Raw genomic sequence first — 14,557 nt, 5'->3', positions numbered from 1 at the left:
CAATCCGAAAGCTGATCCCCTGCGCCCTTCCATGCAGGAGGTGAAAGACATGACCAGGCTAGTGCTTTGCGAGATCCGCGACCGCGTCGCGGTGCTGACCCTCAATCGTCCCGAAAAACTCAACGCCTTGAACTACGCCCTGATCGACCGCCTGCTGGCGGTGCTCGATGCGGTCGAGACCGACGATGCCATCGGCGCCGTCATTCTCACAGGAGCAGGAGAGCGCGCCTTCTCCGCCGGCGGGACATCCACGAATTCTCGGCCAGCGTGGCGCTTGGCGCCGATGTCGCCTTGCGCGATTTCGTCATGCGTGGGCAGCGGCTGACGGCGCGGCTGGAGGCCTTCCGCAAGCCCATCATCGCCGCCGTCAACGGCCTCGCCTTCGGTGGTGGCTGCGAAATCACCGAAGCCGTGCCACTTGCCATTGCCAGCGAGCGAGCCCTGTTCGCCAAACCCGAGATCAGGCTTGCCATGCCACCGACCTTCGGCGGCACGCAGCGCCTGCCGAGGCTCGCCGGTCGCAAGCGAGCACTCGAACTGCTGTTGACCGGCGAGACGTTTTCGCCGCAGCGCGCGCTCGAACTCGGCCTCGTCAACCAGGTGGTGCCGCACGCGGAACTGATGTCGGCCGCACTTGATCTTGCCCATCGCATTGTCAGGCACTCGCCGGCGGCGGTGGCGAGCATACTCACCGCGGTGGCTCGCGGCCTCAACCAGAGCATTGCCGAAGGACTGCTGGTCGAGGCCGAGCAGTTCGCCCGCATGGCCCCGACTGCCGACCTGCGCCAAGGGCTGGATGCCTGGATCGGGCGGCGCAAGCCGGGCTTTGGCGGCTCGTGGACGCACATCACGCGGCCGGACGAGGCGAGGCGAGCCTCATTGCAAATGGATCAGGCCGAGGATCACGGCGCCACGTCGACACGACCCTTCATGTTGGGGTGGAAGCGGCAGAAATAGTCGACCGCTCCCGCCTTCTCGAGCGTCATCCGCCCTTTCGACTTAGGCGGGATCATCACCTCCCAGCCGCCTTTCACCGTGGCCGTGTGGGCAAACGCATCCTTGTTCACCCATTCGATCGTGTCGCCGACCTTCGCCTCAATGCTTGCCGGCGTGAAGACGAGCTTGTCGATCGTCACCTCGATCGTGGCGGACAGCGCCGGGCTGGCGACGAGCGCCAGCGCCAGAGCGCCCGCGAGCGATCGTATCGGCATGCCGGCTTTCATTTCAGCATGCCGGCGACATGCTCGGCATGCTGCTGATGACCCTGGAAAATCTTCAGGCCGGTCTCCAGCAGGCTCCTGAGTTCGGCATTCTCCGCCGAGGGGATCAGCAGCGTTTCGAGCGCGCCGTTGACCTGCTTGTGATAGGCAACTTCGTTGGCGACATAGGCCTTGTCGAAGGCCGCTCCCTCGAGCTTGGCGAGCTTGGCACGTTCCTCTTCCGCTGCCTTGCTCAGCGCCTGGCTGGTGGCGTTGTCTTCGGGCGTGACCTTCAGCTTCTTGACCAGGTCGAGCGCCTGCACGTTCACCGCTTCATGGTCGCGCACCATGTCGTTGGCGAAATCGACGACCTCCTTGGTCTTCGATTTCTCGATTGCCAGCTTGGCCGCCTCGACGTCGATCACCCCTGCCGTGTAGGCGATGTGGGCGATCTGCGGGTCGGTCGGCTTGTCGGCGGCCTGTGCGAACGGGGCGGCGCCAATGAGGAGCAGGGCGGCGAGGGTGGCGGTAAGGCGGGCAAACATGGCATCTCCTTTGCCCAACCGCGAAGGCAGTGGGCTTCATCTGGGTTGACGGCCATTGGATGCGGATAGGGGAGAAACGTTCCCGAGAAAACGGCGAAGCTCAGCCTTCCAGGCCGAGCCTTCTCATCACCGCCTCGGTCAGCCGCTCGCAGCGTCGGCCGGCGAAGGGGAAGGCGTCTAGCAGCACCGGGCCGATCTCGTCGTCCAGCGCCTTGCGCACCAAAGCACGCGCCCGGTGCAGCCTAGTCTTGACGGTCTCGGGCCGCACGCCGAGTAGGTCGGCGGTCTCCTCGATGCTCAGTCCCTCGATGACGCGGCCGACGAACACGGTGCGATAGACATCGGGCAGGCTGTCGGTCGCCCGTTCGACCAGACCGAGGATCTGCCGCTGCGCCATCGTCCGCTCCGGATCGTCGCTTGGGTTGAGGGGAAACCGGATGATCTGCGCTTCCGGGTTTTCAGGCATCGCCACGGTACGCCGCCGTTTGCGCAGGCGCCCAAGCGCCTCGTTGATGACGATGCGCGACAGCCAGGTGGCCAAGGAGGATTCGCCGCGAAACGCACCAAGATTGGCGAAGGCGCTGACATAGGCCTCCTGGACAATGTCCTCCGCCTCGGAATCGTTGCGCACCACGCCGCGTGCGATGCGGTAGAGCTTCTGGTTATGCGTCTTGATGATGGCGCGGAACGCATCCGGTTCTCGGGCCAGCGCGCGGAGCACCAGCTGCATGTCGCTGCATAGGACGTCAGGTGCGGAAGCTGCGACCGCTGGCACTGCAAGTTTCCTCATCTCGCCCCAATCTCCAATGCTTGACCAGGACATTGGATGCGCCTGCCGGCAAAAGGTTCCCGGCCTTTTCCACTCGCGGAAGGCTATCCTACAGCCACGGCCAGCGCCTTGTCTGTGGTCTGCACCCGCGCGGCCGCCGCCAGCAGGTCGGTCTGGGTGATCAGGCCGAGAATATGCCGCTCGCCGTCGACGATGACCGCGGCATGGCTGCGCCCGTCGGTCAGCACGGGAAGCAGGCTCATCGCCGGCGTGTCGGGCGAAGCGGTACCGGCCTTCGACATCACGTCCTTCACCGTATCGGTGGCCTTTGTCAGTTCGCGCAGGCCGACAGCGCCGACCAGCCTTGCCTCGGCGTTGACAACCGGCAAGGTGCGGATGTTGTGGTCGAGGAGCTGCTGGCGCGCCTGATCGGCGGTGTCATCCTCATGCACCGAGACGACGTCGCGCGACATGATGTCCTCGCAGAGCAAGGTCCGGTGCGTTCGAACCATCGCCTGCAATTCGACCTGCCGCAGCAGCCGTTCGAGGTCGTTGCGGTCGATGTCGAAGGTCTCGTGCAGCGCCCCCAGCGCGGCATCGATGTCTTCGGGCCGAAAGCCGACACGCTCCTGGGGCGGCGGATCGATTGTCCCATGCGCGCTTTTCGGGGCAGGGGCCGGGACATGCGGATAGCTGCGCCGCGACAGCCTGTGGAAGCCGTAGCCGAGCGCCACCAGCACGATCGAGTTCAGCGCCACCGGAACGAAGGGAAACAGGAAACCGGCGGCGGTGACCGCCGGTCCGCCGAACACGGCGGTCAGGGCGGCGGCCCCGCCCGGCGGGTGCAGGCAGCGTGCGAACGACATGGCGGCGATGGCCAGCGCCACCGCAATGCCGGTGGCAAGCGCCGGTTCATGGATGAAATGCGCCACGATCACACCGACCAGCGCCGAAATGGTGTTGCCGCCAATGATCGACCAGGGCTGCGCCAGCGGGCTTGCCGGCACGGCGAACAACAGCACGGCGGAAGCGCCCATCGGCGCCACCAGCAGCGGCACATGGGGGCCGTTGCCGAGCACCAGGCCGCCGATCGCGCCCGTCAGCGCAATGCCGATCGTCGCGCCGATACAGGCGATGAGACGTTCGCGCAGCGTCGCGCCGGCGAGAATGGGAACAAAGAGGCGAAAGGCCATGGCAAGCTCTGGAAAGGGTGCGGCACTGCTCGAAGTGCCCGCAATGGTGCCTGGCAGGCCAAGTTGGAAGCCAAATCAATCCGAAAAATCGCAGATTACGGAAATAACATTGCGCAAGGTCCGCCAACCCCGGCTTTGCGACATGGGCCGTCTTACGACAGCCCTCCAACCATTGCTTCAGGATGTTGCGCCGGTTTTCCGATTCATCGTGGCAAGTGTCGGGATCAGATGGCGGCCGCCGCCTCCAGCCCGCGCAGAATATCGGCCTTGAGGTCCTCGACATCCTCGAGCCCGATCTGCAGCCGGATCAGCGGCCCGTCATAAGGACCTTTGGCGATCATGCGGTCGCCGAGGAAGACCGGCACCGCAAGGCTCTCATAGCCGCCCCAGGAATAGCCGAGGCCGAAGATTTTGAGCGCGTCGAGGAAGGCGTGCTGCTGCCTCTGTCCGCCGCCTTTGAGCACGACGGAGAAGATGCCGCTCGAGCCGCAAAAGTCGCGCTTCCACAGAGCGTAGTCGGGATGGCTGGGAAGCGCCGGATGCAGCACGCGCGCTACGCCTGGTTGGCCCTCCAGCCAGGCGGCGATGGCAAGCGCGCTTTTCTGGTGATGCTCCAGCCTGACCCCCATGGTGCGCAGGCCGCGCAGCACCTGATAGACGTCGTCCGGTCCGGAACAGCAGCCCAGCGTGCAGAAACCTTCATAGAGCTGTTTCCAACACGCCTCGTTGGCCGAGACGGTACCGAGCAGCACGTCGGAATGACCGGCCGGGTATTTGGTCGCCGCATGGATCGAGATGTCGACGCCATGGTCGAGCGGCTTGAAATACAGAGGCGTCGCCCAGGTATTGTCCATCATGACGATGGCGCCGGCCGCGCGCGCCGCCTTGGCGATCGCCGGTATGTCCTGCACCTCGAACGTGTTGGAGGCAGGCGATTCCGTGAACACCACTTTTGTGTTTGGCTTGATCAGCGCCGCGATGCCGGCGCCGACATGCGGATCGTAATACTCGACCTCGACGCCCAGCCGCTTCAGCATCGTGTCGGCGAAATTGCGCGTCGGATGATAGACGGAATCGACGATCAAGAGGTGATCGCCCGCCGAGACAAAGGTGAGCAGCGGTATCGTCACGGCCGCCAATCCTGACGGCACGACGATCGTGCCGGCCGAGCCTTCCAGCGCGTCGACGGCCAGAGCCAGCGCGTCGGTGGTCGGCGTGCCGCGCGTGCCATAGGTGTATTTCTGGCTGCGCGCCGCCATCGAGGCCGCATCGGGATAAAGCACCGTCGAGGCATGCACGACAGGCGGATTGACGAAGCCGAAATAGTCGCGCGGATTGTTGCCCGAATGGGCAAGCCGCGTGTTGATGCCCATTTCGCTGCCGTCTTTCGCCATTGTTCTTGCCGTCCTTGGTCACGTGGGGAGGGCGCTAGCCATAGTGCGGCGGCACCGGCGGCGCAACCGGCCGAGACCCGCCAGCCGGCAGTCTTCGGATATGCCAATTCACTGCGGCAAAAGCGGTGAGGTCTCCCGCGGGATTCCGGCAGCGTGTTGGTCAGTGCCTCGCCGGCTGCTATCCGGTCTCCGCCGATCGGCCTATTGTCGGTGGCCGCGAAGGGCATAAACTTGAATTCTAATATTTATCGCCGGATTGCCCGATCAGAGCGGCCGGACGGACTAGCCGGTTACATTCCTGGTCCCCAATCCGGATATCGCGCTCACAGAGCATGAGCGCAACAACAGGGGAGGAATGTCATGGCTGACGTCAAATGGATGATCAAGGCGCGCGAATTCGTCAACTGCAACTGCGCCTATGGCTGCCCCTGCCAGTTCAACGCCCTGCCGACGCACGGGTTCTGCCGGGCTGTGGTCGGCGTGGAAATCGAAAGCGGCTATCACGGCGACACCAAGCTGGATGGCTTGCGCTTTGCCGGGATATTCCGCTGGCCCGGCGCGATCCACCACGGCAAGGGCGAGGCGGCGGTGGTCATCGACGAGCGGGCGACCGAGGCGCAGCGCGGAGCGCTGCTTCGCATTCTCAGCGGTGAGGACACCGAACCCGGCGCGACCATATTCCAGGTCTTTTCGACCACGCTGGAGACAGTCCACGATCCGATCTTCGCGGCAATAGACTTCGAGGTCGACATCGATGCCCGAACGGCTCGTCTGGACGTGCCCGGCGTGACCAAGGGCCATGGCGAACCGATCAAGAATCCCGTCACCGGCAACGAGCATCGGGCGCGCATCGATCTCACGCACGGTTTCGAATATGCGCTCGCCGAGGTCGGGCGCGGCTGGACCAAGACTTCCGGCCCGATCAAATTCGAATTGGCTGATTCCCACAGCCATTTCGCCAATTTGCATCTCTCGCAAAGCGGCATCGTGCATTGATCTGACCCGATGAGCGACACAGCCCTGGAGGCGGTGCTGCGGCGCGACCGTGCGGTCGTGGCGGTCGCGCTCGTCCTGATCGCCGGGCTCGCCTGGGCCTATGTCTTGTGGCTTGCTGCCGACATGGCCATGCCTGCCGCGACTGCGCCGGCCGCGGGCGGCGACATGGCCGGCATGGACATGCCGGGCATGGATATGTCGGGTATGGATATGGGCACAACGGCAGCACCGGGTTTCCGCGCCTGGGCGCCGGCCGACTTCGCCTTCATCTTCACCATGTGGGCCGTGATGATGGTCGGCATGATGACGCCGTCGGTTGCGCCGATGCTGCTGCTTTACGCCGGCGTCGGCCGCAAGGCCAAAGCCGGCGGCCGCCCGATCGCCTCGACGGCATGGTTCTTTACCGGCTACCTCCTCGTCTGGATTGCCTTCAGCGTTGCCGCGACCGGCGCGCAGTGGCTGCTTGCTCGCCTCGCATTGCTCAGCCCGATGATGGCCGCCAACAGTGCGGTTTTCGGCGGCGTGATTCTCATCGCTGCCGGCATCTATCAATGGACGCCGATCAAGGGCGTCTGCCTGCGGCAATGCCAGGCGCCGATCGCGTTCCTGAGCAGCCATGGCGGTTTTCGCTCCTGTCCGCTTGGCGCGCTTCGGCTCGGCGTCGAGCACGGCGCCTATTGCCTCGGCTGCTGCTGGGCGCTGATGGCGCTCCTCTTCGTCGGCGGTGTCATGAACGTCCTGTGGATTGCCGGCATCGCAATCCTCGTTCTTCTCGAAAAGACCATGCCCACCGGGCAATTGATTCCGCGCATCTCCGGCGCGCTGATGGCGGCAACCGGTGCGTGGCTGCTCGTTCGAGCGCTTTGAGCAGCCGTTTCCCGCCCTCCAGTTCGACGCGTGATCAAGCCAGCGACGCAAAGCAAATCCAGACCTCGGATTTCGCTGCTGCGGCGCGGACTTGCGTGGATCGGACTTTGCCGGCTTTGTATGCGGTGCTGACCAATTTGCGGGCGGCCTTGTCTGCAATTCAGGCATTTCCGGCAATTGGTTTTCAAACGCATTCGAATTCGGTCATTTCCCTTGACCTCACAGGAATAATCGCCTTCGATGCACTTCGTGAATGGGAGGCAGCGCGTCGGTTGCGATGCGGGGTTCCGGTAGTGGGCCGGAATGGGAGCTGCGTTCACACGGGAAAAAGATCAGGGTTTGCCTGAAAAACAGAGAAAAGGGTCTGTGGGTTATGAAACACATTGCAATCGGCCTTCTCGGCGCCGCCGCGCTTGGATTGACGGCATCGGCCGCTTCGGCCGGCACGCTCGACACCGTCAAGCAAAAGGGCTTCATCCAGTGCGGCGTGTCGACCGGCCTTGCCGGCTTCTCGGCACCCGACGACAAGGGTGACTGGCAAGGCATCGACGCGGACTTCTGCCGCGCCGTCGCCGGGGCTGTCTTCGGTGATGGCACCAAGGTCAAGTTCACGCCGCTCAGCGCCAAGGAACGCTTCACCGCGCTGCAGTCGGGCGAAGTCGACATCCTGTCGCGCAACACCACCTGGACCATCAATCGCGACACCGCACTCGGCCTGAACTTCATCGGCGTCACCTATTATGACGGCCAGGGTTTCATGATCAACGCCAAGAAGCTGCCGGGCGTGAATTCGGCGCTGCAGCTTTCGGGTGCCGCCGTCTGCGTGCAGAGCGGCACCACCACCGAGCTCAACCTTGCCGACTATTTCAAGTCGAACAAGATGGAGTACAACCCGGTCGTCTTCGAGAAGCTGGAAGAGGTCAACGCCGCCTATGACGCCGGCCGTTGCGACGTCTACACCACCGACCAGTCGGGCCTCTATGGCATCCGCCTGACGCTCGGCGCACCCGCCGACCATGTCGTGCTGCCCGAGATCATCTCCAAGGAGCCGCTCGGACCGGCCGTGCGCCAGGGCGACGATCAGTGGTACCACATCGTCAAGTGGACCTATTTCGCGCTCCTGCAGGCAGAGGAACTCGGCATCACCAAGGCCAATGTCGAGGAGATGAAGGCCTCCGACAATCCCGAGATCAAGCGCGTGCTCGGCCAGGAGGCCGACACCAAGATCGGCACCGATCTCGGCGTCTCCAACGACTGGGTCGTGAATATAGTCAAGGCAGTGGGCAATTACGGCGAAATGTTCGAGCGCAATGTCGGCTCGGGCAGCCCGCTCAAGATCGCGCGCGGCATCAACGCGCTGTGGACCAAGGGCGGCCTGCAATACGCTCCGCCGATCCGCTGATCGAAATGTGATCCGGGAGGCAGATCCTCTGCCTTCCGGTTTCTCTTTCCAGGGGACGGTCGCATGGCATCGCAGGAAATTCTTCGCGAGGAGCCAAGTCGGGCTTCCTTCGTAAATGATCCAAAGGTCCGCAGCATATTCTTCCAGGTCTTGGTTGTCGTCTTGCTGGGGGCGGGCGTCTGGTGGATTGTCCAAAACACCGTCGACAATCTGGCGCGGCTTCACATTGCATCGGGGTTCGGCTTCCTCAGGGGGCGCGCCGGCTTCGACATTTCTGACACCGCGATCGCTTATTCGTCGGATTCGACCTATGGCCGCGCCATCGTCGTCGGCTTCATCAATACCCTTATTGTTGCCGGCGCCGGTATCGTCACCGCGACCCTCATCGGCTTCATCCTCGGCATCGGCCGGCTGTCGCGCAACTGGCTGATCCGCAAGATCTGCATGGTCTATGTCGAAATCTTCCGCAACATACCGCCGCTGCTGGTCATCTTCTTCTGGTATTCCGGCGTGCTTGCCGTGCTTCCCATACCGCGCGAGAGCATCAACCTGCCTTTCGGCTCCTTCCTCAACCAGCGCGGTTTCTATTTTCCGCGCGCCGTCTGGGGCGACGGCTCCTGGTTGATCTTCGTCGCTTTGCTTGTCGGCATTGCCATGGCGTGGTTCGTCGCCCGCAAGGCGCGTCAGCGGCAAATGGCCACCGGCCAGCAATTCCCGGTGTTCTGGACATCGCTGGCGCTGATCGTCGGCCTGCCGCTGCTCGCCTACGCGCTGAGCGGCTTCCCGCTGACGTTTGATTTTCCGAAGCAATCGACCTTCAACCTGACCGGTGGCTTCCAGGTCAAGCCGGAGTTCCTGTCGCTCTATCTGGCGCTGTCCTGCTATACGGCGGCCTTTATTGCCGAGATCGTGCGCGCCGGCATTGTGGGCGTCAGCAAGGGCCAGACCGAGGCAGCCGGAGCGCTCGGCTTGCGGCCGGGATCGATCCTGCGGCTGGTCGTCGTTCCACAGGCGATGCGCATCATCATCCCGCCGCTGACCAGCCAGTATCTCAACCTGACCAAGAACTCCTCGCTGGCCATCGCCATCGGCTATCCCGATTTGACGGCGACAGCCGGCACCGTGCTGAACCAGACCGGCCAGGCGATCGAATGCGTGCTGATCATGATGGTTGTCTATCTCGTGCTCAGCCTGCTGACCTCGGCGGTCATGAACGTGGTCAACGCCAGAATGGCGCTGGTGGAGAGGTAGGGCCATGCAGGAACACGACACCTCCTGGGTTCGCACCGAAATGGCATTGGCGCAGCAGGCGCCAGCCGGCGTGCGCGGTCCTGGCGCCTGGGTGCGCAAGAACCTGATCGGTTCGGTTGGCGATGCCATCCTGACCATCATCGGCATCGCGCTGGTGGTGATGATCCTACCGCAAGTCATCAACTGGGCCTTCCTCAACGCACAGTGGACCGGCGCTGACCGCACATTCTGTGCCACGGTGGCGCAGGGCGGCATCCAGCCGGACGGCTGGTCCGGTGCCTGCTGGGCCTTCGTCAATGCCAAGTTCGGCCAGTTCATGTTCGGCCGCTATCCGATCGAGGAGCGCTGGCGGCCGATCCTGGTCGCCATCCTGTTCGTGGTGTTGCTGGTGCCGCTGCTCATCCCGAAGGTACCGCGCAAGGGGTTGAACGCCATTCTGTTCTTCCTGGCGATGCCGATCCTTGCCTTCATCCTGCTGGTCGGCGGCATGTTCGGCCTGCCGCATGTCGAAACTCCGCTGTGGGGCGGCCTGCTGGTGACGCTCAGCCTGTCCTTCGTCGGCATTGCCGCGTCGCTGCCGATCGGCATCGTGCTGGCGCTCGGCAGGCGCTCGAAGATGCCGATCGTCAAGGCGCTGTGCGTGGTCTTCATCGAGACCGTGCGCGGCATCCCGCTGATCACCGTTCTGTTCATGGCCAGCGTCATGCTGCCGCTGTTCCTGCCGGCCGGCGTCACCTTCGACAAGCTCCTGCGCGCGCTGATCGGTGTGTCGCTGTTCGCCGCTGCCTACATGGCCGAAGTGGTGCGCGGCGGCCTGCAAGCCATCCCCAAGGGCCAGTATGAGGGTGCCGATTCGCTCGGCCTCGGTTACTGGCAGAAGATGGGCCTGATCGTGTTGCCGCAGGCGCTGAAGCTGGTCATTCCCGGTATCGTCAACACCTTCATCGGCATGTTCAAGGACACCAGCCTTGTCTACATTATCGGCATGTTCGACCTGCTCGGCGTCGTCAAGCTGAACTTCTCCGATGCCAACTGGGCAACGCCGCAGACGGCCAGGTCCGGCCTGATCTTCGCTGCCTTCGTCTTCTGGCTGTTCTGCTTCGGCATGTCGCGCTATTCAATGTTCACGGAACGCCGGCTCGACACCGGCCACAAACGCTAAGAACAAAAAAGGGGAATTGCCATGGCCACTGAAAACGCCGTCAGCGCGGAAGAAATCAAGGTCAACGCCGCCAAGATGCATATCTCGACCACCGATGTCGCCATCGACATCATCGGCATGCACAAATGGTACGGCGAATTCCATGTGCTGAAGGACATCAACCTCAAGGTGATGCGCGGCGAGCGCATCGTCATCTGCGGTCCGTCCGGCTCCGGCAAGTCGACCATGATCCGCTGCATCAACCGGCTGGAGGAGCACCAGAAGGGCAAGATCATCGTCGACGGCAAGGAACTCACCAACGATCTCAAGAAGATCGACGAGGTGCGCCGCGAGGTCGGTATGGTGTTCCAGCATTTCAACCTGTTCCCGCACCTGACCATCCTGGAAAACTGCACGCTGGCGCCGATCTGGGTGCGCAAGACGCCGAAGAAGCAGGCCGAGGAAATCGCCATGCACTTCCTCAAGCGCGTCAAGATCCCGGAACAGGCCCACAAATATCCGGGCCAGCTTTCCGGCGGCCAGCAGCAGCGCGTGGCGATCGCGCGCTCGCTGTGCATGAACCCGCGCATCATGCTGTTCGACGAGCCGACCTCGGCGCTCGATCCGGAGATGATCAAGGAAGTGCTGGAGACGATGGTGGGCTTGGCCGAAGAAGGCATGACCATGCTGTGCGTCACCCACGAGATGGGCTTTGCCCGCAAGGTCGCCAACCGGGTGATCTTCATGGACCAGGGCCAGATCGTCGAGCAGAACACGCCGGCCGAGTTCTTCGACCATCCGCGCCATGAGCGCACGAAACTGTTCCTGTCGCAGATCCTGCACTGACCGATCCGACACAGATCGAGAGGGCCCGGCCGCATCGCGGCCGGGCTTTTTGCGTTTTGGCGGTCAGGTAATGATCGCCTGCGTTGAAACGCGACGGGACTGCAGAGCCTGATGAGAAAACTCCTGCGCTTTCTGGCCATGTTGGTTGCCGCGGTTGTGCTTTCCGCCGCGCTTGGCACGCTGGTGCCGCGGCCGCTGTGGAGAGCGGCCGCCGCCGCGCCCGCCGGCACGCGCCACATATTGGTGCTGAACAACCCGATCCACACCGATATCGCCATTCCGGTCGACGACGATGTGCGCCAGCGCTTCCGTTTCCTGGCCGATGCCGGCATTCCGGCCGACGCTCCGGAGGTGCGCTACATCGTCTTCGGTTGGGGCGGCCGCGCCTTCTATCTGGAGACGCCGACCTGGTCCCAGCTGAAGGCGGTGCCGGTGCTCAAGGCGCTGACGCTGGACGCCGCGGTGATGCATGTCGATGTCGCTGGCGCCATCGTCGAGCCGCATCCTGACGTCGCCGGCTTCGACATCGGCGAGGAGCGTTTTTCCGCGCTGCTCGATTTCATCGCGGCGAGCTTCCAGCAGGGGCCGAACGGCCCGGTCGTCGTCGAGAATGCCGCCTATTCCCGCTTCGATCGATTCTACGAGGCCAACGGCCATTTCAACGCGCTGGTCGGCTGCAACACCTGGACGGCGGCAGCCTTGCGCACCGCCGGCCTGCGCACCGGCTGGTGGAACCCGCTGCCAGCCTCGCTGGGGCTATCGATGCGGTTTTACAATTGATGATGGCTCGGCGGATTAGCCGGTCTTGCGGTCCTGTTTCGTTACATAGTCGCGTAGCGCCTTGTTGATCGCACTTTGATAGCCGCGACCATCCGGTGCGCGCCTTTTGAACCAGGCAACGAGATCGGAATCGAGACGAAGCGTCAGTTGTTGCTTGATCGGCTTGAAATACGGATTTCGGACGGCGTTCTGCCAGAACTCTTCAGTCAACTCGGGAATGTCGCTTGTATCAACATCGTCCTCCGGCCGCGCCTTCAAAGCCGCGATCTCCGCTTTCTGAGCCTCAGTTAGAGGAGGCGGATTTGCCGGGTCCAGTTCATGTCGCACGATTTTGCCCATAGTGTCTTTTCTCCGAAGGTGTCGCTTGTCGGGCCGAAATGATGCGGATCACCTCGATCCCATCTTCCTCCCGGTCTGCATGTGCGACCAACAGCACAAATGTCCCATCGACAACGCCGATGGTCTGCCACCGGTATTCGGCTCCCTCCACCCGGTCCTGAACTGTCAACGCCAGAGGGTCGAGAAAAACACGAGTGGCCAATTCGAAGCTTACGCCATGCTTGCGCAAGTTGGATTTTGCCTTTTCGAGGTCCCACTCAAATCGCAATCCCTACCTCGCATCCTACAAAAATGTAGTTACAAAATCCCACTACGTCAAGAATGAACCCTCACACACTAGCTTCCGGCGCTTCCCACCCATAGAGCCAGTCCAAATCAGCGGCGAGTTTCTCCGGCGCCCGCATCTTCAGGAACAGGTTGCGCGCCAACGCCACCGGGCCAGCAGCGTGCCAGGCAAGGCGGTTGACGGCGCCGCGACGTGCGGCCTTGGCGACGCGCGACCGTCGCAGGCCTTCCCAGATTTGAAGACTTCCGGCCAGGTCGGCAGGGGAGGCGGCCATGAGGTCGGCCAGTGTCGCGGCGTCCTCGATCGCCATCGCCGCGCCCTGCGCCGCGAAGGGTGTCATCGCATGCGCGGCGTCGCCGATCAGCGCGATGCCGTCCGGCGCCGTCCAAGGCTGCTTCGGGTCGACCGTATGGATCGGCCAGGCCATCCACGGGCCGGCTTCCTCGGCCAGGCGGGCAAGTGCGGGCGCGGTGCCGTGCATGGCCTCGGTGAGGATGCGGGGATCGGCATGGCCCGACCACGCCTCGGCGATGCGCTCGCCTTTGGTGAAGGCGGCGAGGTTGAAGGCAGTACCGCGGCTGACCGGATAGGCGACCAGGTGGAAACCGGGATGCAGGAAGGTGGTGACTGAGTTCGTTGCGCCCACTGCGGCAAAGGCCTTTCCGGCGACACTGTCGGCCGGCACCGTGGCGCGCCAGGCCAGTTCGCCCGAAAACCGGCTTTTACGGGAAATCGCCTTGTGGTCCGGGAACCGCTCCCGAACCTGCGACCAGACGCCGTCGGCGCCGACCAGCAGCGATCCTTCGGCGTCGACTGTCTTGCCGTCGGCCTGGGCCGTCACGGCGATGCCGTGCGGTCCGGTGGCGACGTCGCTGACGCGGGCGCCGGTGACGAGCACGATCCCCGGCCGTTCCGCCACCTGCGCCGTCAGCGCGGCTTGCAGGTCGGCGCGATGGGCGACGAGGTAGGGGGCACCCCAGCGGCTTTCGGCTGCCTGCCCGAGCGGTATGCGGGCCAGTTCGCGTAGCGTCGCGGCATCCTTCAGCACGACCGCTTCCGGCCGCACCGCGTGCGGCGAGAGCCGGTCAAGCACGCCGAGTTGGCGCAGGATGCGTGTTGCGTTGGGGGAAAGCTGGATGCCGGCGCCGGTCGCTTCGAGCTGCTGGGCTTGTTCGAACAGTTTTACCGGATAGCCGCGTTCAGCAAAGGCAAAGGCTGCGGTCAGCCCGGCGATGCCAGCCCCGGCGATGACAATTTGCCGGGACCGCGCGTCGCTCATGGTGGCGAGAGGATCAGGCGGCCTGGTCGATATAGAGGCAGCCGGCGGGCTGCGTTTCCGTTGCCTTCAGCTTTGGCGAATAGCGATAGAGCGTCGAGCAATAGGGGCAGACCTTTTCATTGTCGTCGCCCATGTCGAGGAACACATGCGGATGGTCGAAGGGCGGGTTGGCGCCGGTGCACATGAATTCCCGGACCCCGATGTCGATCGCCGGATGACCCGCATCGTTCTGGAAATGGGGAATGGAACCGCCTGCCATCGTCGTCTCCT

The 14,557-nt window shown here is 63.6% G+C and carries 16 protein-coding genes and 1 pseudogene; 8 read left to right on the top strand and 9 right to left on the bottom strand.

What is annotated here, in order from left to right:
• Positions 1-49 precede the first annotated feature (49 nt).
• Positions 50-957: pseudogene (locus ACFX5Q_RS28220) on the top strand (crotonase/enoyl-CoA hydratase family protein).
• Here the strand turns inward: ACFX5Q_RS28220 and ACFX5Q_RS28215 are convergent.
• The 5 genes from ACFX5Q_RS28215 to ACFX5Q_RS28195 all read right to left on the bottom strand — a co-directional run bounded on the left by ACFX5Q_RS28215 (position 903) and on the right by ACFX5Q_RS28195 (position 5,100).
• Entirely contained in the window at positions 903-1,223 is a 321-nt protein-coding gene (locus tag ACFX5Q_RS28215; protein ID WP_404283215.1) for a cupredoxin family copper-binding protein, read from the bottom strand. The pseudogene ACFX5Q_RS28220 and the gene ACFX5Q_RS28215 overlap by 55 nt on opposite strands.
• Positions 1,220-1,744, bottom strand: coding sequence for a DUF4142 domain-containing protein (locus ACFX5Q_RS28210; protein WP_404283213.1), 525 nt, complete (start codon positions 1,742-1,744; stop codon positions 1,220-1,222). Before ACFX5Q_RS28210 ends, ACFX5Q_RS28215 begins: the two co-directional genes overlap by 4 nt.
• Before the next feature lie 100 nt (positions 1,745-1,844).
• A complete protein-coding gene (locus tag ACFX5Q_RS28205; RefSeq protein WP_404283212.1) occupies positions 1,845-2,534 on the bottom strand; it encodes an RNA polymerase sigma factor in 690 nt (229 codons plus the stop codon).
• Positions 2,535-2,617: 83 nt separating this feature from the next.
• Complete coding sequence (locus ACFX5Q_RS28200; protein WP_404283210.1) at positions 2,618-3,706, bottom strand: HPP family protein; 1,089 nt, start codon at positions 3,704-3,706, stop codon at positions 2,618-2,620.
• Between the two features lie 224 nt (positions 3,707-3,930).
• Positions 3,931-5,100, bottom strand: coding sequence for a cystathionine beta-lyase (locus tag ACFX5Q_RS28195; RefSeq protein WP_404283208.1), 1,170 nt, complete (start codon positions 5,098-5,100; stop codon positions 3,931-3,933).
• A gap of 360 nt (positions 5,101-5,460) precedes the next feature.
• On the opposite strand from ACFX5Q_RS28195, the gene ACFX5Q_RS28190 reads away from it, so the two are divergent.
• The 7 genes from ACFX5Q_RS28190 (at position 5,461) to ACFX5Q_RS28160 (ending at position 12,383) form a co-directional block, all read left to right on the top strand.
• On the top strand, positions 5,461-6,096 hold the full coding sequence (locus tag ACFX5Q_RS28190; RefSeq protein WP_404283206.1) for a DUF1326 domain-containing protein: 636 nt from the start codon (positions 5,461-5,463) through the stop codon (positions 6,094-6,096).
• A 9-nt stretch (positions 6,097-6,105) separates the two neighbouring features.
• Positions 6,106-6,963, top strand: coding sequence for a DUF2182 domain-containing protein (locus ACFX5Q_RS28185; protein ID WP_404283204.1), 858 nt, complete (start codon positions 6,106-6,108; stop codon positions 6,961-6,963).
• Between the two features lie 373 nt (positions 6,964-7,336).
• Complete coding sequence (locus tag ACFX5Q_RS28180) at positions 7,337-8,365, top strand: amino acid ABC transporter substrate-binding protein (RefSeq protein ID WP_404283203.1); 1,029 nt, start codon at positions 7,337-7,339, stop codon at positions 8,363-8,365.
• A gap of 63 nt (positions 8,366-8,428) precedes the next feature.
• Entirely contained in the window at positions 8,429-9,616 is a 1,188-nt protein-coding gene (locus tag ACFX5Q_RS28175) for an amino acid ABC transporter permease (protein ID WP_404283201.1), read from the top strand.
• Between the two features lie 4 nt (positions 9,617-9,620).
• The gene (locus tag ACFX5Q_RS28170; RefSeq protein WP_404283200.1) at positions 9,621-10,778 is read left to right on the top strand and encodes an amino acid ABC transporter permease; all 1,158 of its coding nucleotides are present in this window, start codon (positions 9,621-9,623) and stop codon (positions 10,776-10,778) included.
• Positions 10,779-10,853: 75 nt separating this feature from the next.
• Complete coding sequence (locus ACFX5Q_RS28165; protein ID WP_192180127.1) at positions 10,854-11,603, top strand: amino acid ABC transporter ATP-binding protein; 750 nt, start codon at positions 10,854-10,856, stop codon at positions 11,601-11,603.
• Positions 11,604-11,714: 111 nt separating this feature from the next.
• Positions 11,715-12,383 carry a TIGR02117 family protein gene (locus tag ACFX5Q_RS28160; protein ID WP_404283199.1) on the top strand — a complete coding sequence of 223 codons (669 nt, stop codon included), beginning with the start codon at positions 11,715-11,717 and terminating at the stop codon, positions 12,381-12,383.
• Positions 12,384-12,398: 15 nt separating this feature from the next.
• Here the strand turns inward: ACFX5Q_RS28160 and ACFX5Q_RS28155 are convergent, their stop codons facing one another.
• From ACFX5Q_RS28155 to ACFX5Q_RS28140, 4 genes are all read right to left on the bottom strand, one after another.
• Positions 12,399-12,722 (bottom strand): BrnA antitoxin family protein, encoded by a 324-nt coding sequence (locus ACFX5Q_RS28155; protein ID WP_404283198.1) that lies wholly within the window; start codon positions 12,720-12,722, stop codon positions 12,399-12,401.
• On the bottom strand, positions 12,700-12,990 hold the full coding sequence (locus ACFX5Q_RS28150; RefSeq protein ID WP_404283196.1) for a BrnT family toxin: 291 nt from the start codon (positions 12,988-12,990) through the stop codon (positions 12,700-12,702). Before ACFX5Q_RS28150 ends, ACFX5Q_RS28155 begins: the two co-directional genes overlap by 23 nt.
• Before the next feature lie 61 nt (positions 12,991-13,051).
• The gene (locus ACFX5Q_RS28145; RefSeq protein ID WP_404283195.1) at positions 13,052-14,287 is read right to left on the bottom strand and encodes an FAD-dependent monooxygenase; all 1,236 of its coding nucleotides are present in this window, start codon (positions 14,285-14,287) and stop codon (positions 13,052-13,054) included.
• A gap of 13 nt (positions 14,288-14,300) precedes the next feature.
• Positions 14,301-14,546 carry a zinc-finger domain-containing protein gene (locus tag ACFX5Q_RS28140; protein WP_006200489.1) on the bottom strand — a complete coding sequence of 82 codons (246 nt, stop codon included), beginning with the start codon at positions 14,544-14,546 and terminating at the stop codon, positions 14,301-14,303.
• Positions 14,547-14,557: the final 11 nt, after the last annotated feature.

It is taken from the genome of Mesorhizobium sp. IMUNJ 23033 (genome assembly GCF_044778005.1).
GTDB lineage: Bacteria > Pseudomonadota > Alphaproteobacteria > Rhizobiales > Rhizobiaceae > Mesorhizobium > Mesorhizobium amorphae_A.
The sequence above is the reverse complement of the archived record's forward strand: the minus strand, read 5'-3'. Positions and strand labels throughout refer to the sequence as shown.

What these genes read in the sequence shown, in the direction of transcription:
- ACFX5Q_RS28215 (WP_404283215.1), bottom strand. Translation starts at nt 1,223, where the DNA reads ATGAAAGCCGGCATGCCGATACGATCGCTCGCGGGCGCTCTGGCGCTG.
- ACFX5Q_RS28210 (WP_404283213.1), bottom strand. Translation starts at nt 1,744, where the DNA reads ATGTTTGCCCGCCTTACCGCCACCCTCGCCGCCCTGCTCCTCATTGGC.
- ACFX5Q_RS28205 (WP_404283212.1), bottom strand. Translation starts at nt 2,534, where the DNA reads ATGAGGAAACTTGCAGTGCCAGCGGTCGCAGCTTCCGCACCTGACGTC.
- ACFX5Q_RS28200 (WP_404283210.1), bottom strand. Translation starts at nt 3,706, where the DNA reads ATGGCCTTTCGCCTCTTTGTTCCCATTCTCGCCGGCGCGACGCTGCGC.
- ACFX5Q_RS28195 (WP_404283208.1), bottom strand. Translation starts at nt 5,100, where the DNA reads ATGGCGAAAGACGGCAGCGAAATGGGCATCAACACGCGGCTTGCCCAT.
- ACFX5Q_RS28190 (WP_404283206.1), top strand. Translation starts at nt 5,461, where the DNA reads ATGGCTGACGTCAAATGGATGATCAAGGCGCGCGAATTCGTCAACTGC.
- ACFX5Q_RS28185 (WP_404283204.1), top strand. Translation starts at nt 6,106, where the DNA reads ATGAGCGACACAGCCCTGGAGGCGGTGCTGCGGCGCGACCGTGCGGTC.
- ACFX5Q_RS28180 (WP_404283203.1), top strand. Translation starts at nt 7,337, where the DNA reads ATGAAACACATTGCAATCGGCCTTCTCGGCGCCGCCGCGCTTGGATTG.
- ACFX5Q_RS28175 (WP_404283201.1), top strand. Translation starts at nt 8,429, where the DNA reads ATGGCATCGCAGGAAATTCTTCGCGAGGAGCCAAGTCGGGCTTCCTTC.
- ACFX5Q_RS28170 (WP_404283200.1), top strand. Translation starts at nt 9,621, where the DNA reads ATGCAGGAACACGACACCTCCTGGGTTCGCACCGAAATGGCATTGGCG.
- ACFX5Q_RS28165 (WP_192180127.1), top strand. Translation starts at nt 10,854, where the DNA reads ATGCATATCTCGACCACCGATGTCGCCATCGACATCATCGGCATGCAC.
- ACFX5Q_RS28160 (WP_404283199.1), top strand. Translation starts at nt 11,715, where the DNA reads ATGAGAAAACTCCTGCGCTTTCTGGCCATGTTGGTTGCCGCGGTTGTG.
- ACFX5Q_RS28155 (WP_404283198.1), bottom strand. Translation starts at nt 12,722, where the DNA reads ATGGGCAAAATCGTGCGACATGAACTGGACCCGGCAAATCCGCCTCCT.
- ACFX5Q_RS28145 (WP_404283195.1), bottom strand. Translation starts at nt 14,287, where the DNA reads ATGAGCGACGCGCGGTCCCGGCAAATTGTCATCGCCGGGGCTGGCATC.
- ACFX5Q_RS28140 (WP_006200489.1), bottom strand. Translation starts at nt 14,546, where the DNA reads ATGGCAGGCGGTTCCATTCCCCATTTCCAGAACGATGCGGGTCATCCG.